Genomic DNA, 18,753 nt, shown 5'->3' on the forward strand with positions numbered 1-18,753 from the left:
CCCCGCCTCATCCCGCGAGCCGGGTGTCGACCCCGCGCACGTCCGCGGGCAGATCCTCCTCCGCGGTCCCGAGTCCGAGGTGCTCGCGCAGGGTCGTGCCCTCGTACTCTGTCCGGAACAGGCCGCGGCGCTGCAACTCCGGCACCACGTAGTCCACGAAGTCGTTGAAGGTGCCGGGGGTCTGGGCACTCGACACGATGAACCCGTCGGCCTCGCCACCGGAGAACGACTCCTCGATCTGGTCCGCGACGTCGGCGGCCGTGCCGACGAACTGCGGCAACAGGACTCCCTGCGCGTAGAGCTTGCCGATGTCGCGGAGGGTGAGACTGTCCCGCTCGGAGAGGCGTCGAGCGACATCGAACAGCCCCTGTGTGCCGCTCACCTGAACGTCTTCGACGGGGGCGTCGAGATCGTAGGCGGAGAAGTCGTGGTCGGTGTGGACCGAGAGCGTGATCAGGCCCGAGATCGGGTCGGCGAGTTCGTTGTGGAAGGCCTGCTTCTCCCGGGCGATCGACTCGGTCTCGCCGATGAACGGGATGAAGAACGGAAAGATCTTGACGTGGTCGGGGTTACGGCCGAAGTTCACGGCGCGCGACTTCACGTCGTCGTAGTAGGCGCGGCGCCCCTCCGGGGTCGGGTCGATCTCGAAGATCGCCTCCGCCCACCGCGCGGCGAAATCCCTGCCGGTGTTCGACGACCCCGCCTGGATGAGGACCGGTCGGTGCTGCGGTGACCGGGGCTGGTTGAGCGGGCCTCGGGTGCGGTAATGCGCGCCGTCGTGGTCGACGGTGTGGATCTTCGCCGGGTCCGCCCAGACGCCGGACTCCTTGTCGGCGGTCACGGCATCGGCGTCCCAGCTCGACCACAGTTTGATCGCCGTGCGGACGAACTCCTCGGCGCGCAGATACCGCTCATCGTGTCCGACGTGGTCGTCGAAGCCGAAGTTCTGCGCCTCGGCCTGCGACAGTGACGTCACGATGTTCCACGCGATGCGTCCCCGGGTGAGGTGGTCGAGGGACCCGAAGACGCGTGCGAGTTCGTAGGGGTGGAAGTAGGTGGTGGACTTGGTCACCGCTATTCCGAGCCGGGTGGTGACCGCGGCGATGCTCGCCGCCACCAGGCTCGGGTCGATCGTCGCGGCGGCCTGCGTGCCGCGTCGGAACGGTTCGGACTGATCGCCGCCGAATCGGACCGGGGCGGCGAGCAGGTCGGCGAAGAAGGCGAAATCGAACTTGCCGCGCTCGAGGATCCGCCCGACCCGGTGATAGTGGTCCGGCCCGAAATAGTCCGTCACCGAACCGGGATGACGCCACGCGGCGTGTGAGTGGGTGACGGGGGAGGCGATCAAGAATCCACCGAGATGGAGCTGACGGGTCACGGATGATGTCCTTCGGTCTGGGTCGCCGGAGCGAGTCGGGGAGGTGCCGCCACGGGCGAGGAGGTGATCGGGACAAGTCAAGGCGCGCCGAACGCCGAGGGCGAGGGTTGCGCCCGGGGTGATCGCAACAGGCTCTTGACATACAACCAATTGGTTGTATGTTTGAGAGGTGACCGAGAACGCGGGCGAACCGACCGACGAGGACCGGGCGGACGCCCTGTTCCACGCGCTGTCGGATCGCACCCGTCGCGACATCCTGCGACGTGTGCTCGCCGGTGAACACTCGGTCTCGGTGCTGGCTGCGAAATACGACATGAGCTTCGCGGCAGTGCAGAAGCACGTCGCCGTCCTGGAGAAGGCCGGCCTGCTCACCAAGCGTCGTTCCGGGCGTGAGCAGCTGGCCAGTGGCGACGTCGCGGCAGTGCGTTCGGTGGCATCGATGCTCGCCGAGCTCGAACAGGTGTGGCGCGGTCGTATCGCCCGCATCGACGATCTGCTCTCACTTGAATCACCCTCACCCACAACCTCATCGGAGGAATGAACAATGCCTGTCATCGACGTGACGCCGGACCTCGACGCCCGCACCATCACCATCAATGCCGAATTCGCGGCGCCGATCGACCGCGTGTGGCAGATCTACGCCGACCCGCGCCAGCTCGAGAAGATCTGGGGCCCGCCGACCTACCCGGCCACCGTCGTCGACCACGACCTCCGCCCCGGCGGTCGGGTCACCTACTACATGACGAGTCCCGAGGGGGAGAAGTTCGGTGGCTACTGGAAGGTCGAGTCCGTCGACGAGCCCACCGGCTTCACCTTCCTCGACGGCTTCGCCGATGGGGACCTCAACCCGATCACCGACATGCCGGAGTCTCGGAACTCCTACGCGTTCACCGAGAAAGACGGCACGACGGTCGCCACCTACATCAGCACCTATGACTCGGCCGAGGCATTGCAGAAGGTGCTCGACATGGGCGTCGTCGAAGGTGCATCCTCGGCGATCAACCAGATCGACGAGTTCCTCGCGGCCTGAGGCTCACAGGTTCGAGTTGAGTGTCGGAAACCCCTCGGGTAGTTCGGCGGCCGGAGCGTTGGCGCCGGACCCCGAGGGCTCGACGTCGAGCCCGTGCGTGTAGGCGGCCATCGAGATCGACCCGGCGGCATGGCCGTTCACCAACAGGTCCAGGGGCGAGTCGCCGGCCAGTCCGGCGATGTAGAGCAACGGCAGGTAGTGGTCGGGAGTCGGCACGGACTTGTCGAAGTCGGGATGTCCGTCCAGGCTGAGGATGTCGGACGGATTGTCCTGCAACACCTCTCGGGCGGCATCGTCGAATCGGTTGGCCCAGTCGAATCCGCTGTCGGACTTGGCGAAGTCGACTGCCCGCAGGTTGTGCACGATGTTGCCGCTGCCGATGATCAGCACACCCTGTTCTCGAAGCGGCGCGAGCCTGCGGCCCAGGTCGTAGTGGTGCTCGAAGTCCTTGAAGGCGTTGAGCGACAACTGCAGTACGGGTATCGACGCATCCGGGAACGTGTGGACGAGGACCGACCAGGTCCCGTGGTCGATGCCCCAACTGTCGACGTCGTGACCGCACCATGTGGGTTTGACGACATCGGCAACCATGTCGGCGACATCCGGATCTCCCGGGGCGGGGTACTCGACGTCGAAGAGGTCCTGCGGGAAGCCGTAGAAGTCGTGGATGGTGCGCGGCCGCGGCATCGCGGTGACCGCGGTGGCATTGGTGTACCAGTGCGCCGAGATCACGAGGATCGCGCGGGGTCTGGGCACCGATGCGCCCAGGGCGGCCCAGGCCTCGGTGTACCGGTTGCGCTCGAGTGCGTTCATCGGGTTGCCATGCCCGATGAACGCGGTCGGCATCGGCCTCGGCATCGAAACCGACGCCGGGCCGGTCGCGTGTCCTGCTGTCATCGACGCCCTCCTCCGTCCGCCGCGCGGACGGGATCGACGCTACTCCGGGATCGCCGAAGTCGCCGACAGGAGTTCTGCGCTCGTGGAACAATCCCAGGATGCGAAAGCGCTGGTCGACGCTGGTTGTCGTGATCCTTGCGGTCGCGCTCGCCGCATGCGGTACCGACGGCGGCTCCGAACCCGCGACCTCCTCGGCCGCGTCGTCGAACCCACAGCAGGCGGCGCAGATCGAGCGGATCGTCCAAGGTCTGATGGAGACCAAACACCTGAAGTCGGTGATCGTGCGGGTCACCGACGACGGGCAGGACGTGATCACCAAGGCGTTCGGCGAATCGCAGACCGGTGTCCCCGCGACCACGGACATGCATTTCCGCAACGGTTCCGTCGCCATCGCCTACGTCGCGGCCGTGCTCTTGCAACTCGCCGACGAGAAGACCGTCGGTCTCGACGACATCATCGCGAAATGGGTTCCCCAGATCCCCAACAGCGACCGGGTGACCCTGCGGCAACTGGCGACAATGACGTCCGGATACCAGGACTACGTGCTCGGCAACGACGCATTCGAGACCGAGGAGCTGACGAACCCGTTCAAGGCGTGGACGACCGAGGAGATGCTGTCCTACGCCGTGGACAAGCCGTTGCTCTACCAACCGGGAACCAACTGGAACTACGCACACACCAACTACGTGATCCTCGGGCTGGCTCTCGAGAAGATCACCGGCGAGTCGGTCGCCGATCTGCTCCGGCAGCGGATCTCCGAACCGCTCGACCTCGACAATACCGTCTCGGATCTGACAGCGGTGATCCCCGAACCCGCCCTGCACGCCTATTCGTCGGAGCGACGCGGGATTCTGAACCTTCCACCGACGACACCCTTCTACGAGGAGACCACCGGCTGGAACCCCTCGTGGAGCATCACCCACGGCGCCATCCAGACGTCGAACATCTACGACGTCGAGGCGACGGCACGGAAACTGTTCGCGGGTGAGACGTTGTCGTCGGAGTCATACGACACGATGGTCTCCACGAGCTTGCGCGGGGTGGCGCGCCCACTGGCCGGCTGCTCGACCTGCATGACGATGAGCGACCGATACACCTACGGCATGGGTGTCGTCCGCACCGGCGACTGGGTCGTGCAGAACCCGCTGTTCAACGGGTACTCCGCGGTCGCGGGATATCTGCCGTCGGAGAAGATCGCCATCGCGGTGTCGGTGACCTATGACCCCGAGGCGTTCGGTCCCGACGGCTCCTACGACAACGGCGGCAACCCGATCTTCGCGCAGATCGGCGCGTTGATGGCACCCGACGCCGCGCCGCCGATCCCGCGGAACTGATCGGGCCGCGACCACCGGCGCTCGTGCCGCGAACAACGCCGCGGCGCGGTGCAATAGGGTGGCAAGCATGGTCGACCGCCTCCCCGACGACGATCTTCGGGTCGGAAACCCGGAACGCGAACGTGCCGTCACCCTGCTGAACGACGCCTTCTCCGCCGGTTACCTGGAGATCGCGGAGTTCGAGGACCGATCCGGCCTGGTGTATGCGGCGAAGACCCGCGCCGACCTGCGAGCCGTCTTGGCGAACCTGCCGAACGCCGGTCGCCTGTTCAACGACCCGAGTCCAGCCGCTGCGGCGACTCCGGCCGTCGCCGTGCCGCCGGCCGCACCCGTGCACCTGGCGGCCGAATGGGACACGGTTCGACGCAAGGGGACCTGGCACGTCCCGCCGTCGACCCTCGTCACTGGCAGCATGGGCACCGTCGATCTGGATTTCACCCACGCGTCGTTCCCCGGGCCGTCGACGACGTTGCAGTTTCAGGTGTCCGTCACCACGGTGAAGCTGCGGATCGGTCCCGATCACGAGATCCGATACGGCGACCTACAACTGTCCGGATGGTCGAAGGTGAAGGACAAGGCCGGTGCGCCGACGCGTCCGGGCGGACCGGTGATCGAACTGACCGGTTCGGCGTCGGGGATGACCGGGATCACGATCAAGCGGAGCTGAAGTCACACGGGGCCGAACGCTCGCAGTACGCGAATGCCGGGGCCCGCGACCTACTTGTGCTCACGCTGACCTCAACGGTGTCGCGAGTGTTTCCCGATTCGTAACGTTGCCGCACGTGGCCGACCGAACACTCAGTATCAGCGCGCCCGGCGTCCCGAGAGCAGCGAAGCCGGGTTCGCCGGATGACTCATCGGCGTCGGTCAAGGCAGCCAGATCCTCCCGGCTGCACACGATCCTGCGCGCCCTGTCGCCCGTCGCGGTCCTCGTGCTCTGGCAGGTGGGCAGCGCACTGGGGATCATCCCGCAGGACAAGCTGCCCGCACCGTCGCTGATCGCAGAAGCCGGCTGGGAAGTCCTCGGCAATGGGCAGCTCCTCGACGCCATCGCGGCGTCGGCGCAGCGGGTCGCGATCGGACTGACGATCGGCGTCGCGGTCGGGATCGGGCTCGGCTTGCTGGTCGGACTGAGCAAGTTCGCCGACTCGGCCATCGACCCGAACATGCAAGCGATCCGCGCACTTCCGCTGTTCGGTCTGATCCCGTTGTTCATCCTGTGGTTCGGCATCGGCGAGATGCCGAAAGTCCTGCTGGTGTCACTGGGCGCACTGTTCCCGCTCTATCTCAACACGTCGGCCGCGATTCGCCAGATCGACGGACGGTTGGTGGAAACCGCACGGGTCCTGGGCTTCTCGCGGCTGACCACCGTCCGGGACCTCATCATCCCCGGCGCGATGCCGCAGATCCTCGTCGGCCTCCGACAGGCCCTGGCCATCGCCTGGTTGAGCCTGATCGTCGCCGAGCAGATCGCGGCGACCTCCGGACTGGGGTACCTGATCAACAACGCTCGTGACTTCTTACGCACCGACATCATCTTCTTCGGCCTGATCGTCTACGCCGCACTGGGATTGATCACCGACGCCATCGTGCGGGCGTTGGAGCGCTACACGACGCGGTATCAGAACCGGTGACGGTCCCATCCCGAACATCCCGAGTCAAGGAGGCCCGATCATGACCGCCATCGCCACCCGAGATCTCGAGGTTCCGCTCGCCGAGAAGCCCGCCGGCCCGGTCGCCTACGCCGCCGAAGTCGAACACGCCAGCCTGAGCTACGGGGACAATCCCGTGCTGCGCGACGTCACGCTGCGAGTCGGCGCGCACGAGATCGTCGCGCTCATCGGACGCAGCGGCAGCGGGAAGTCGACGCTGCTGCGACTTCTCGCCGGCCTGTCGACCACCGAGGCGGGCACCGTGCGCACCGCAGGCCACCCGGCGGTGTCGTTCCAGGAACCGCGACTCTTTCCCTGGCGCACCGTATTGCAGAACGTCGCCTTCGGCCTCGTGCGCGAGAAGGTCGGCAAGTCGCAGGCCAGGGAGCGGGCGCGCCACACTCTCGACGAGGTGGGTCTCAGCGACAAGACAGGTGCCTGGCCCGCGCAGCTCTCGGGCGGCCAGGCGCAACGGGTCTCACTCGCCCGTGCCCTCGTCGCACGTCCGCAGCTCCTGCTGCTCGACGAGCCGTTCGGTGCCCTCGATGCACTCACCCGACGCACGATGCACGAGTTGCTCATTCGTCTCTGGCGCGACAACGGTTTCGGCGCGCTGCTCGTCACCCACGACGTCGACGAGGCGCTGCGGCTCGCCGACCGCGTCGTCGTCCTCGCCGGCGGCACGATCGTCGAAGACCTCGCCGTGCCGCGCCCGCGGCATACCGGTGAACCCGACGATCCCGACTCCGAGATCCCGCGCCTGCGAGCCGAATTGCTGACCGCTCTCGGCGTTGCCGACACGACGCGCTGACCAGTCCACCCCTGAACCCGAAGGCACCCTCGATGACCAACGACCTTGCCCCCGTGCGCGCCGCCCGTCCCCGACGGCGCCGTGTGCTCGCCGCCGTGGTGGCCACCGCCGCCCTGACCATGGGCCTCGCAGGATGCGTCCAACGCGAGGACAACGCCGAATCGATCGCGAACGAGACGGTCGACGTCGCCTCGCTGCAGGACCTCACTCTTCGTGTCGGAGACCAGAAGGGCGGCACCGAAGCCCTGCTGCGTGCCTCGGGCGAGCTCGAGAAGCTCCCGTTCACCGTCGAATTCTCCACGTTCACCTCCGGCCCACCGCAGATCGAGGCCGCGACGGCGGGCAAGATCGACTTCGCCGTCACCGGGAACACGCCGCCCATCTTCGGCGCAGCGGCGAACGCGAAGGTCAAGATCGTCACCGGGTACGCGAACAACGCCAGCGGCGACGCGATCCTGATCCCGGGCGACTCACCCCTGGCCTCGGTCGCCGACCTCAAGGGCAAGAAGGTCGCCGTGGCCAAGGGCAGCTCGGCACATGGACATCTGCTGCTGCAACTGAACAAGGTCAACCTGACCCTCGGGCCCGGCAAGGACGTCGAACCGGTGTTCCTGCAGCCTGCGGATGCGTTGTCGGCGTTCACTTCCGGCAACGTCGACGCGTGGGCGATCTGGGATCCGTACACCGCGATCGTGCAGCTCGAGAACACTCCGAAGACGCTCGTCACCGCCGAGGGCGTCTCCAACGGCTTCGGCTTCGGTATCGCCGGTGACGAGGCGCTCGCCGACCCGCGTCGCAACACCGCGATCCGAGAACTCGCGACCGGCATCGCGCGCGCCGCGAACTGGGCGAAGGCGAACCCGGATGCCTGGGCCGAGCAGTACTCCGCCGAGGTCGGGATCGATCCGCGGGCAGGCAAGGTCGCGCAGGGCCGCAGCCTGCGGCCCGCCATCGCACTCGACGACAGCGTCGTGGCGTCGCAGCAGAAACTCGCCGACGCCTTCGCCGACTCCGGTCAGCTGCAGGGACAGGTCGATTTCGCGTCATTCGTCGACAACCGCTACGACGAATCGCTGGCACCGCTGTTCGGCACGCCTCAGTCCTAGACCCGCCCATCCATCCGCAGGAAGGGATCTTCGTGAGTCATTTCCACTGGTTTCTGCCGACCGCAGGCGACAGCCGCGGAATCGTCGGCGCCTCGCACGCATCAGCGACCAAACGGCATCCCCCGGGTTACCGGGCGCCGGAGCTGCCTTACCTGATCGACGTCGCACGCACCGCCGACCGGCTCGGCTACGAGAGTGTCCTGACCCCGACCGGAACCTGGTGCGAGGACGCGTGGCTCACCACCGCCGCCGCGATCACGCACACCGAGCAACTGAAGTTCCTCGTGGCGTTCCGGCCCGGGCTGATCTCGCCGACCCTCGCGGCGCAGCAGACCGCGACGCTCCAACGGTTCTCGGGCGGACGGGTTGCGGTCAACATCGTGACCGGCGGCGACGAGGTGGAGCAACGACGATTCGGTGACTGGGTCGACCACGATCGCCGCTATGCGCGCACCGACGAGTTCCTGCAGATCGTCGAGCGGCTCTGGTCCGGCGAGACAGTCGATTTCGACGGTGAGTTCTATCAGATCGCCGGGGCGTTCCTGCCCGATCCGCCGGTGGTCAAGCCGCAGATCTTCTTCGGCGGCTCGTCGGACCCGGCGCTGACGGTCGCCGCGTCACGGGCCGAGGTCTATCTCACGTGGGGCGAACCGCCTGCGGTGGCGGGGGAGAAGATCGCGGAAGTGGCGCGCCGCGCGTCGGCCGTCGGCCGGTCGCTGGAATACGGTGTGCGACTTCACGTCATCGCACGCGAGACCTCCGCGGAGGCGTGGCGCGTTGCCGACACCCTGCTGCAGGGGATCTCCGACGAGGAGATCGCGACGGCCTTCGCCCTGCACTCGGGCTCGGACTCGACCGGTCAGCGACGAATGGCCGAACTGCACGGCGGACGGCGCGACGCCCTCGAGATCCATCCCGGTCTGTGGGCGGGTGTCGGCCTCATCCGCGGAGGAGCCGGCACTGCACTCGTGGGCAGCTATGACGAGGTCGCGGCGCTCATCGGCGAGTACGAATCCGAAGGGTTCGCACACTTCATCCTGTCGGGCTATCCGCACATCGAAGAGGCGCACTGGTTCGCCGAAGGTGTGCTGCCGGTGATCCGGGATCGCGTCGGTGCCCTGAGCTGACGTCGCCCCGGCGCCCGTCGTGCCACCATGTCATCCATGACACCGGCGGAGACCCTGCTCGTCGACACGGCCTCGAGTGGTCCTGTGCTCGTTCTCGCGGAGTCCGGGGACTCCGCGACCTCGGTGACCGTGTCGCTGTTCTGGATCGCGCTCGTGGCGGTGATCTCGCCGCTCCTGTCCCGGATGTCGCGCGGATATGTGCCCGACGCCGTGCTGCTGCTCGGGTTCGGCATCCTCATCGGCCCGCATGCGCTCGACGTGGCCTCGCAGGACGGCATCGACGTGTTGAGCCAGCTGGGGCTTGGCATGCTCTTCCTGCTCGCCGGATACGAGCTCGACCCGAAGCTGCTGGGCGGCCGGACCGGCCGGATCGCGCAGATCTCCTGGCTGGTCAGTCTCTTGATTGCGCTGGCCGCCGTGACGCTGGTCGCGGTGACCCTGGCGCTGGGCCTCGGCGAGACCGGCTTCACCGCCCACGTCGCGGTGGCCATCGCCCTGTCGTCCACCGCTCTGGGAACGCTGCTGCCGATCCTCAAACAAGCCGGACTCGAACGGACCCGGTTGGGGCGGGCGGTGATGGCGCACGGGGCTGTCGGGGAGTTGGGGCCGGTGGTGGCCATGTCGCTGTTGCTGACGAGCCGCAGCATCGGCGCGGCGGTGGTCGTACTCCTGCTGTTCGCGATCGCGGCGCTACTGATATCGGCTGCGCCACAGCGGATTCTGGCGCGCGTGCCGGGCATCGGCGCCGCCATTCGCGAGGCCGCCGGGGGCACAGTGCAGTTGCCCGTCCGAGTGGTCGTGCTGTTGCTGGTCTCGCTGATGACGGTGGCCTCCGTCTTCGACCTCGACGTCGTGTTGGGTGCCTTCGCCGCGGGACTCATCCTGCGTCGCCTCATCGGTCCCGAACACCCGCAGGTGGGCACGTCGCTGGAGGTCATCGGCTTCGGGATTCTGATCCCGATCTTCTTCGTCACCTCGGGGATGAACATCGATGTCTCGGCGGTGGCGTCGGAACCGGGCCTGTGGGTGGTGCTCATCCTCGCCATCGCGATCGCGCGGGGCGGACCCGTGTGGGCCGGCGCCGGGCGGCTCGACGACGGCTACTTCCTCCGTAGGCCCCGCGAGCGGACCCAGTTGGCGTTCTTCGCGGCGACCGGCCTGCCGATCATCGTCGCGGTGACCCAGGTCGCCGTGGCGTCGGAGCTGATGTCCGATGAACTCGCGTCGATTCTCGTGGCTGCCGGAGCGACGACAGTGCTGCTGTTCCCGCTGATCGCCCGGCTCATCGGGCGAGCCACTCCGACAACCGCTCCGACGACCACGTCGTGACGATCCGATCCGGGTCGATACCGTGCGCCGCGGCGCGGCGTGCGCCCAGGATCTTGAAGTCGAGCTGTCCGGGCGCGTGTGCGTCCGAGTCGATCGCGAACAGGCAGCCGGCGTCCCGCGCGATCTCGATCAACTCGTCGGGCGGGTCGACCCGTTCGGGACGGGAATTGATCTCGACGACGGTGTCGTTGGCGGCACACGCGGCGAACACGGCCTCGGCATCGAAGGTCGAGGGCGGTCGATGGCCTCGACCGCTCAGCACCCGGCGTCCCGTGCAGTGACCGAGGACGTGCACGCGTGGATCGGAGACCGCGGCGACCAACCGGGAGGTCATCGCGGCGTGCGCCATCCGCAGGTTGGAATGCACCGATGCGGTCACGACGTCGAGCCGCGAGATCATCTCGTCGGTCTGGTCGAGCGCGCCGTCGTCGAGGATGTCGATCTCGATCCCACGGAAGAGGCGAAAACTGGTGGCGTGAGCGGAATTCCAGGCATCGATCGCCTCGATCTGGGAGGCGAGGCGTTCTGCGCTCAGCCCGTTCGCGATCGTGAGGCGGGGCGAATGGTCGGTGATGGCGAGCCAGTCGTGACCCGAGGCCTCTGCGGCGGCGGCCATCTCGTCGATCGGCGCCCCGCCGTCGCTCCAGTCGGTATGGGCGTGCAGGTCACCGACCACGGCCTCGACGAGACCGGCGGCGTCGTCGGGGGCGGTGGGCGGGTCCTCGCTCTGCAGCCGCGCGAGGTACCCAGGCAGCTCGCCGGCGGCGGCCTCGCTGATGACGGCCGCAGTGGTCTTGCCGATGCCCTTGATCGCGGTCAGGGTGCCGGCGGCGGCTCGCGCCTGCATCTCAGACGGATCGAGTCCGGCCGCTGCCTGTCCGGCGCGGCGGAAGGCCTCGACGCGGTAGGTGCTCTCGCGACGACGCTCGAGCAGCCACGAGATGCGTTCGAGTGCACCAACCGGGTCGACCGGGGCCGACAGCGGGGTGAAGGACCTCATCGTGAACAGTCCTCCCGACGCCGACTGCCCGGCTCGCGAAGTGCGGCCGGGCAGTGGGTCTCGTGTTCGGTGACGGTCAGGTCTGACCGGTCAGTGTGCGGCTTCGAAGGCCTCGATGATGCTCTGCGGGATACGACCGCGATCGCTGAGTTCGTAACCTTCTTTGATGGCCCATTCGCGGATCGCTTTGGTGGTCTCCTTGTTGCGGCCGCCCCCGGTCGCCGCCGAGGCCGTCGTCGCGCGCTTGGTCACACGACCGGTCTGACGGGAGATGTCGAGGTACTTCGACAGCGAATCGCGGAATTGCTGCGCATGCTTCGACGATGTGTCGAACTCATAGTTCTTTCCGTCGAGCGACCACCGGACGGTTTCGTACTGATCCAGTACCTTGCCGTCGAGATCGTCGATGACCTGAACGATTTCCTTTTTCGCCATGAAACGCTTGTCCCCTCGAATTGTGTCATCCGACCAAGACGGACGCGCGAGGCCTGAAACCTGCGTCCCCCCGTTTTGATCTATTCCAACTGTGCACAGCTTAGACTCAAACCATGAGCACTTGCTGAGAACCCCCGCCTAGACCATAAATCATTGAATAGCATTAGGGAAGTCGAGACACGGCCGATTGTTAACGGGTCGGCTCGGTGCTGGTGGTCGGACCCGGGTTACGCGGAGTGGCGGTCCGGTTCGATGTCGGTGTGGTCACGGTCGTGGAGTCCGCCCCAGCGGTCCGGCGGGACGATTCGTCCGATTCCTCGGGGGATACGCTCACCAGCGATTCAGGTGCCCGATCTGCTGCATAGATCGTTTGGTAACCGTTCGGTGTGATTGCGAATCCCGATTTAGATCTGGATTCGAGACAAAACATCCCCGCGGTCTCAACGAGGCAAGAAAAGCGGGATATAGAAATGGTCCGGCCGAAGTCGACAATCGAACTCCGATAGAGAACGGGATATCGATTGGCACATGCTCCGCGCTGCGGGCCGTCCGGTCCGAGGATGGCGAGATCCCGCTCCCAGTCGCAGGCCGCGGGGACGGACGAGGGAGGTCGTGCGGGGGAGTCGTCGCCCTGCTCGTCGTCGATCCGGCAGGCGAGCGTCGACGTGCCGTTGGTGCCGGTGGAGCAATTCACCGCGCGGTCCGGTGTGGAGAAATGGAAGCCGGACGAATCCTGCAGTGGTGAATCCTCGGTCACCGAGCCCTGATGGAAACGCGAATTGTCGACGCGTGGGGCCATGGCGATCACTCGCCCGATTGTCCACTCGGGCAGATTCTGCGCCGAGTCCTCTCCGGTTGTCGACGTCGTCGACGAGGACTCTGTCTCGGTCACCGTCGACAACTCGTCGGTGGGCGGAATGACGATTCGAGAGGGGCCCGACTCGGACGGCAATGAGCACCCGGCGAGGGCGGCCGAAACGGACAGCGTCCCGATTGCCGCGGTTGCGCAGATCACGCGCAGGAATCGGTGATCGCGAGACCCCGATGTGGATTCGGGGCGGGGTCGCCGATTTCCGTACCCTTGCACTGTGCCGACCCCCAAGATCGTTCTGTTCTACGTCTTCGTCCCGCTGCCCGATCCCGAGGCCATCCGGTTGTGGCAGCTGGCGGTGTGCGAGTCGCTCGGGGTCCGGGGCAGGATCATCGTGTCACGCCACGGGATCAACAGCACCGTCGGTGGCGACATCGCCGCGGTCAAACGCTACGTCAGGACGACCCGCGCGTACCCCGGGTTCGCCGGAGCGGACATCAAGTGGTCCGACGGCACCGGTCGGGACTTCCCGAAGCTGAGCGTGCGCGTCCGCCCGGAGATCGTGACCTTCGGGGTCCCCGACGAGATCGAGGTCGATGAGAACGGCGTGGTCGACACCGGGACGCGATTGACTCCGGAGCAGGTGCACGAGCTCGTGGACGCCCGCGGTGACGACGTGGTCTTCTTCGACGGTCGCAACGAGATCGAGGCGCAGGTCGGTCGGTTTGCCGGCGCGGTCACCACCAAGGCGCGCACCACCCGGGACTTCGTGCCGCTGATCGAGAGCGGTGCCTTCGATCACCTCAAGGACCGCCCGATCGTCACCTACTGCACGGGCGGGGTCCGCTGCGAGGTCCTCTCCACGGTCATGCGGCACCGTGGCTTCTCCGAGGTCTATCAACTCGACGGCGGAATCGTGCGATATGGCGAGCGCTACGGTGACGACGGGCTGTGGCAGGGGTCGCTGTACGTCTTCGACGACCGGATGGGCGTGCAGTTCTCCGACCGTGCTCAGGTGCTCGGCCGGTGCATCGACTGTGGCCGTCCGACGAGCAACGTCGCGAACCATCCGGATCGGGACGGACGCGACCTCGCCGTCATCTGCCCGGACTGCCTGGGACCCGAAGCCCACGGATGAGCACCGTGAGGACTTCCGATCGTCGCGGTCCGGTCCCGGTCGTGGTGGTGGCCGGATATCTCGGCTCGGGCAAGACGACGCTGCTCAACCATCTGCTGCGGTCCGCCGGGGCCACCGGCACGCGCCTCGGCGTACTGGTCAACGATTTCGGCAAGGTCAACATCGACGCCTTGCTGGTCTCGGCGCAGGCCGACGGCACGGTGAGTCTCGGCAACGGGTGCATGTGCTGCACCGTCGACGCCGATGGCCTCGCCGACGCATTGACCTCGCTGGTCCGGCCGAGCGTGGGGATCGATGCCATCGTCATCGAGGCGAGCGGGATCGCCGAGCCCAAAGCGCTCATCCGGATGGTGACGTCGGTCGCCGACGCGCGACTCCGCTACGGCGGACTGGTGTACGTCGTCGACGCGGCACACATCGAAGCGGTGCGCCGCACGCACCCGGAGCTGGACGCGCACGTCTCGATCGCCGATCTCGTCCTCGTCAACAAGGTCGACCTGATCTCGGATGACACCCGACGCGCCGTCGAAGAGCTTGTCGCACAGCTCAATGCGACCGCCCCGCGGGTGGCGACCCGCAATGCGGCGATCGATCCGGAGCTGCTGTTCGACCTCGCCCGACGGGAGGTCGAACAGGCCGGCCCCGGCCAGTTGACCCTCGACGAGCTGTTGCTGGAGGAGGGTGGTCACGACCATCACGAGCACCTGCACGCGGCGTACGAGTCGGTGTCGTTCTCCAGCGACCGGCCGATGGACCCACGTCGCCTCGCCCGATTCCTCGAACGACCGCCGGATGGTTGTTTCCGGATCAAGGGAATCGTCCATTTCGATGTGCCGCGGCACCGACAGCGGTTCGTCGTACACGGTGTGGGCGGATTCGTCCGGGTGCTGCGCGAGCCGTGGGGAGACCGTCGCCCGGTCACCGAGCTGGTCACGATCGGGCGTGGACTCGACGTGGCGGCCGTGCGTGCCGAACTCGACGCCGCCCTCGCCCGCCCGGCGGACGCTGCAGACGAGAACGGCATCCTCGGGGTGTTACGGCACCTGGTGGACTGAACGTCGCCGACCGACCGCGCCACGCCGGACACGCCGATCGCGGAAGTCACATCTCCCTAACGAAATCCCGTTGTGCCAGGACGACCATTTCGGATTCCCGGGTTCATTTGTTTCACTGTTAAGTCTGTGACCAGTGTGACCAGTGGTACTCAACGGGAGGGAGTGAGGCAAGTGACCAGCGCACCCAGCGTGCGTCGCGGCCTCGACAGAACATGTTCCGAAAGACGACAACACGACGCCTGACCTCGATCGCGTTCGCGGTGGTCGCGGCCACCTCGACGGTGGTGGCGTCGAACCTGTTCGCGCCCACGGCCGACGCGGCCCCCGCCCGGGGCACGGCCCTCGCGGGCAAGACGGTCTTCCTCGACCCGGGTCATCAGGCCTCGGCGGCCGGCCACGACCTGAAGGCGCAGGTTCCCGATGGGCGTGGCGGCAAGAAGGACTGTCAGACCAGCGGCGCCACCGGGGTGAACGGCGCCAGGGAGCACGCCGTCAACTGGCAGATCGGCCAGCTCGTCAAAGCCGGTCTCGAGAGCCAGGGGGCACGCGTGGTCCTCAGCCGCCCGGATGACACCGGGTGGGGCGGTTGCGTGGACGAACGCGCGGCCGCAGCCAGTCGGTCCGGTGCCGCGGTCGCGGTCAGCCTGCACGCCGATTCGACGGCGCGTGGAGCCGACGAGTCCAAGAAGGGCTTTCACATGATCGTGCCCTCGCTGCCGGTCCCGGACGCCACCGTCGATCGTGTGCAGTCCGGCGAAGGACGCAAGGCCTCCACGACGATGCGGGACGCCTTCGTCAAGGCCGGGTTCCCGTCCGCCAACTATGCCGGCGTGCGCGACGGCATCCAGACCCGTTCCGACATCGCGGCGGTGAACCTGACCAAGGTGCCTGCGGTGTTCATCGAGATGGGCAATCTCGCCAATCCGGGGGAGGCGAAGGCCCTCGCCGGGCGTGACGGTCAGGTCAAGTACGCCATGGCCATCACCGACGGCATCCTGAACTACGTCAACGGGAACGCCGCGACCGGAGCCGGGCCGGCGCCGTCGACACCCACCGACGACGCGAGTGGCCTGTCCTCGATCATCCCGTTCGTCGAGCAACTCCTCGCCACCGAAGACCCCGAAGCCGTGGCGCGCCTCCTGATGACGCAGGGTCAAGACGTGTCCGCTCAGGTGCTCAAGGCGATGCTGACCATCGTCTACGGACTGTTCGACGGGAAGCTGCCGATCGGCTGAGTGCGTGTGGTCGGCTGACAGATGGGGCCTGACCTGCTGATCCGCCGATCGGCGCAGCTGGGCCGCGGCGGACGGCTAACCTCGCGTCATGGGTATCAAAGAGCTGCTGTTCATGGACACCCCGGTGCCGTCGCTGCGCGGCCGCAAGGTACTCATCACCGGTGCCGCGAGCGGAATCGGCAGGGCCACCGCCCAGGCCGCCGCGGCCCGGGGTGCCGAACTGGTGCTGACCGACCTCCACGCCGACCAGCTCGACGAGGTCGTCGCGGGCATCACCGCGGCCGATGGAACGGTTCTCTATCACGTCGCGGGCGATGTCTCGGACTTCGACTGGGTGGCCGGGTTCGCCAGGCAGGTCGACGCCGAGGTCGGGGTGATGGACGTGGTGATGAACATCGCCGGCATCTCGGCCTGGGGGACGGTGGAGAACCTGGAACACCGCCACTGGCGCACATTGGTCGACGTCAACCTGATGGGGCCGATTCACATCATCGAAAGCTTTGTGCCGCAGATGATCCGACGCGGCCGCGGCGGCCACATCGTCAACGTGTCGTCAGCAGCCGGTCTGTTGGCGCTGCCGTGGCACGCCGCCTACAGCGCCAGCAAATTCGGTCTGCGCGGGGTGTCGGAGGTGCTGCGATTCGATCTGCGGCGCCACGGTATCGGGGTGTCGCTGGTGTGCCCGGGTGGCGTCGACACGCCCCTCGTGGACTCCGTCGAGATCGTCGGTGTCGACCGCGAGAATCCGCGAATCAAGGCCGCCATCAACGGCTTTCACAAGGTCGCGGTGTCGCCGGATGTCGCGGCAGCCGCGATCCTGAAGGGCGTCCGCAAGAACCGCTTCCTGGTCTACACCTCGTTCGACATCCGCTTCGGATATTGGTGGGCGCGAAAGTTCGCGCTGCCCTATGAGATAGCGATGCGGGTGGCCAACGACCGCTTCGACCGGCTCGCCCGGGTGAGCGCGCGGAGCCTCGAGGCGAGGGCAGCCGACGAGCACTCGCCCCGGTGAGTCCCACCTTCGTCAAGACGCTGCGCGACAGCGGCCCGCCGGGCGGCCATCCCGACTTCTTCGCGGCCGAGGCCGCAGGCCTGCGCTGGCTTCGTGACGCGGGTGCTCCTGTCGTACAGGTGATCTCGCTCGAGGAACACGCCATCGAGCTGGAGCGTCTCGAGTTCGGCCGGCCGACCCCCGCGGCTGCACGCGACTTCGGGGCCGCGCTCGCTCGGATGCACCACGCCGGGGCCGCGCATTTCGGTTCTCCGCCTGCTGGTCCGGACGGTACGCCGTTCTCCGGTCAGTTGTTCATCGGGAGGCGGCCGCTGAGTTCGGTCGAGTACCGGTCCTGGGGCGAGTTCTACGCGCATGAACGGGTGGAACCGTATCTCGTGCCCGCCCGCGAGGCCGGCAACCTCACCGCCGCCGACGAGGACGCGGTCCGTGACGCATGCGCACTGATCGCCGACGGCGTGTTCGACGACGACGAGGGGCCGGCGCGGATCCACGGCGACCTCTGGAACGGCAACGTGATGTGGACTCCCGCGGGTGTCGTGATGATCGATCCGGCCGCGCACGGCGGTCATCGGGAGACCGACCTCGCGATGCTCGCGCTCTTCGGCTGTCCGCACCTCGATGCGATCGTCGACGGGTACCAGGACGTTCACCCGCTCGTCGCCGGTAGGACGGACCGCGTCGCCGTCCATCAACTGCATCCGCTCGCCGTGCACGCTGCCGGGCACGGCCCTGGATACGGGTCGTCGCTGGGGCGGGCGGCGCGGGCGGCCTCGGCGCTCGCGCGTGGTTGACGCGCGCGATAATCGTCCGCGTGACTCCCAACGGAATGCCCCGACAAGGTGTCCTCGTCGTCTCCGCGACGCGGGCCGAGGCCAGACATGTGCCGCCCGGTACGCGGGTGCTCGTGACCGGTATCGGCAAGGTGCGGGCGACGCTGTCGCTGAGCCGGGAACTCGCCGGCGGGGCCCCGGTCACGGAGGTCGTCAACATCGGCACGGCCGGTGCGCTGCGGGACGGTGTCACCGGCGACGCCGAACTGGGCCTCTTCCTGCCGTCGACGGTGCTCGAGCACGACATCAGCAGCACCGAGCTGCGGGCGATGGGCTACGAGATGACCGACCGCTGGGACCTCCCCGACGGCGACGGCACCGTGCTCGCCTCCGGCGACACCTTCGTGGCCGATCCGGTTCGTCGCCGGGAACTCGCGGAGCACGCGCATCTCGTCGACATGGAGGGCTGCGCGGTCGCGCATGTGAGCGCCGAATTCGGGGTGCCCTGCCGACTGGTCAAGGCGGTCACCGACAATGCCGACGAGGGTGCGATGGAGTGGCCCGCACTCGTCGACGCCGCGGCACGGCGTCTGGGTCGGTGGCTGGAACTGAACTTGGTGAGCTGAGGGT

20 protein-coding genes are annotated in these 18,753 nt (G+C 67.3%); 15 read left to right on the top strand and 5 right to left on the bottom strand.

From position 1 onward, the window contains the following. Nucleotides 1-7: 7 nt before the first annotated feature. Entirely contained in the window at nt 8-1,378 is a 1,371-nt protein-coding gene (locus AB4Z55_RS10280) for an LLM class flavin-dependent oxidoreductase (RefSeq protein ID WP_369519665.1), read from the bottom strand. A gap of 169 nt (nt 1,379-1,547) precedes the next feature. Here AB4Z55_RS10280 and AB4Z55_RS10285 point away from each other — a divergent pair, with 169 nt between their 5' ends. Next, on the top strand, nt 1,548-1,919 hold the full coding sequence (locus AB4Z55_RS10285) for a helix-turn-helix transcriptional regulator (RefSeq protein ID WP_101821105.1): 372 nt from the start codon (nt 1,548-1,550) through the stop codon (nt 1,917-1,919). A gap of 3 nt (nt 1,920-1,922) precedes the next feature. Beyond that, entirely contained in the window at nt 1,923-2,408 is a 486-nt protein-coding gene (locus tag AB4Z55_RS10290; RefSeq protein ID WP_004022580.1) for an SRPBCC domain-containing protein, read from the top strand. A 3-nt stretch (nt 2,409-2,411) separates the two neighbouring features. Here the strand turns inward: AB4Z55_RS10290 and ygiD are convergent, their stop codons facing one another. Beyond that, nucleotides 2,412-3,305: a 4,5-DOPA dioxygenase extradiol gene (gene ygiD, locus AB4Z55_RS10295; RefSeq protein ID WP_369519666.1), complete on the bottom strand. Its 894-nt coding sequence runs from the start codon at nt 3,303-3,305 to the stop codon at nt 2,412-2,414. 98 nt (nt 3,306-3,403) lie between these two features. On the opposite strand from ygiD, the gene AB4Z55_RS10300 reads away from it, so the two are divergent. The 7 genes from AB4Z55_RS10300 (at nt 3,404) to AB4Z55_RS10330 (ending at nt 10,664) form a co-directional block, all read left to right on the top strand. Continuing rightward, nucleotides 3,404-4,639: a serine hydrolase gene (locus AB4Z55_RS10300; RefSeq protein WP_369519667.1), complete on the top strand. Its 1,236-nt coding sequence runs from the start codon at nt 3,404-3,406 to the stop codon at nt 4,637-4,639. A 67-nt stretch (nt 4,640-4,706) separates the two neighbouring features. After that, on the top strand, nt 4,707-5,306 hold the full coding sequence (locus AB4Z55_RS10305; protein WP_369519668.1) for a DUF1707 domain-containing protein: 600 nt from the start codon (nt 4,707-4,709) through the stop codon (nt 5,304-5,306). Nucleotides 5,307-5,421: 115 nt separating this feature from the next. After that, nucleotides 5,422-6,273 (top strand): ABC transporter permease, encoded by an 852-nt coding sequence (locus tag AB4Z55_RS10310; RefSeq protein WP_064571109.1) that lies wholly within the window; start codon nt 5,422-5,424, stop codon nt 6,271-6,273. Nucleotides 6,274-6,313: 40 nt separating this feature from the next. Then, a complete protein-coding gene (locus AB4Z55_RS10315) occupies nt 6,314-7,102 on the top strand; it encodes an ABC transporter ATP-binding protein (RefSeq protein WP_004022575.1) in 789 nt (262 codons plus the stop codon). Nucleotides 7,103-7,134: 32 nt separating this feature from the next. Continuing rightward, nucleotides 7,135-8,208 (top strand): ABC transporter substrate-binding protein, encoded by a 1,074-nt coding sequence (locus AB4Z55_RS10320; RefSeq protein WP_369519669.1) that lies wholly within the window; start codon nt 7,135-7,137, stop codon nt 8,206-8,208. A gap of 32 nt (nt 8,209-8,240) precedes the next feature. Further along, nucleotides 8,241-9,335, top strand: coding sequence for an LLM class flavin-dependent oxidoreductase (locus AB4Z55_RS10325; RefSeq protein ID WP_004022573.1), 1,095 nt, complete (start codon nt 8,241-8,243; stop codon nt 9,333-9,335). Between the two features lie 36 nt (nt 9,336-9,371). Further along, the gene (locus AB4Z55_RS10330; RefSeq protein ID WP_354562262.1) at nt 9,372-10,664 is read left to right on the top strand and encodes a cation:proton antiporter; all 1,293 of its coding nucleotides are present in this window, start codon (nt 9,372-9,374) and stop codon (nt 10,662-10,664) included. Here AB4Z55_RS10330 and AB4Z55_RS10335 read toward each other — a convergent pair. From AB4Z55_RS10335 to AB4Z55_RS10345, 3 genes are all read right to left on the bottom strand, one after another. Then, entirely contained in the window at nt 10,618-11,664 is a 1,047-nt protein-coding gene (locus AB4Z55_RS10335) for a PHP domain-containing protein (RefSeq protein WP_004022571.1), read from the bottom strand. The two genes, AB4Z55_RS10330 and AB4Z55_RS10335, sit on opposite strands and share 47 nt — an antisense overlap. A 90-nt stretch (nt 11,665-11,754) precedes the next feature. Then, nucleotides 11,755-12,099 (bottom strand): Lsr2 family protein, encoded by a 345-nt coding sequence (locus tag AB4Z55_RS10340; protein WP_004022570.1) that lies wholly within the window; start codon nt 12,097-12,099, stop codon nt 11,755-11,757. Nucleotides 12,100-12,289: 190 nt separating this feature from the next. Then, nucleotides 12,290-12,907 (bottom strand): hypothetical protein, encoded by a 618-nt coding sequence (locus tag AB4Z55_RS10345; RefSeq protein WP_231895983.1) that lies wholly within the window; start codon nt 12,905-12,907, stop codon nt 12,290-12,292. Between the two features lie 280 nt (nt 12,908-13,187). Here AB4Z55_RS10345 and AB4Z55_RS10350 point away from each other — a divergent pair, with 280 nt between their 5' ends. From AB4Z55_RS10350 to AB4Z55_RS10375, 6 genes are all read left to right on the top strand, one after another. Next, nucleotides 13,188-14,048: a rhodanese-related sulfurtransferase gene (locus AB4Z55_RS10350; protein WP_369519670.1), complete on the top strand. Its 861-nt coding sequence runs from the start codon at nt 13,188-13,190 to the stop codon at nt 14,046-14,048. Continuing rightward, nucleotides 14,045-15,103 (top strand): GTP-binding protein, encoded by a 1,059-nt coding sequence (locus AB4Z55_RS10355; protein ID WP_369519671.1) that lies wholly within the window; start codon nt 14,045-14,047, stop codon nt 15,101-15,103. Before AB4Z55_RS10350 ends, AB4Z55_RS10355 begins: the two co-directional genes overlap by 4 nt. A gap of 212 nt (nt 15,104-15,315) precedes the next feature. Continuing rightward, nucleotides 15,316-16,338, top strand: a complete 1,023-nt coding sequence (locus AB4Z55_RS10360) for an N-acetylmuramoyl-L-alanine amidase (RefSeq protein WP_369519672.1) — start codon at nt 15,316-15,318, stop codon at nt 16,336-16,338. Nucleotides 16,339-16,426: 88 nt separating this feature from the next. Beyond that, nucleotides 16,427-17,350, top strand: a complete 924-nt coding sequence (locus AB4Z55_RS10365) for an SDR family oxidoreductase (protein ID WP_004022565.1) — start codon at nt 16,427-16,429, stop codon at nt 17,348-17,350. Continuing rightward, nucleotides 17,347-18,144 (top strand): fructosamine kinase family protein, encoded by a 798-nt coding sequence (locus tag AB4Z55_RS10370; protein WP_369519673.1) that lies wholly within the window; start codon nt 17,347-17,349, stop codon nt 18,142-18,144. The genes AB4Z55_RS10365 and AB4Z55_RS10370 overlap by 4 nt, the downstream gene beginning before the upstream one ends. A gap of 35 nt (nt 18,145-18,179) precedes the next feature. Beyond that, entirely contained in the window at nt 18,180-18,749 is a 570-nt protein-coding gene (locus AB4Z55_RS10375; protein ID WP_033205737.1) for a nucleosidase, read from the top strand. Nucleotides 18,750-18,753 lie beyond the last annotated feature (4 nt).

It is taken from the genome of Gordonia sp. ABKF26, assembly GCF_041103195.1.
GTDB lineage: Bacteria > Actinomycetota > Actinomycetes > Mycobacteriales > Mycobacteriaceae > Gordonia > Gordonia terrae.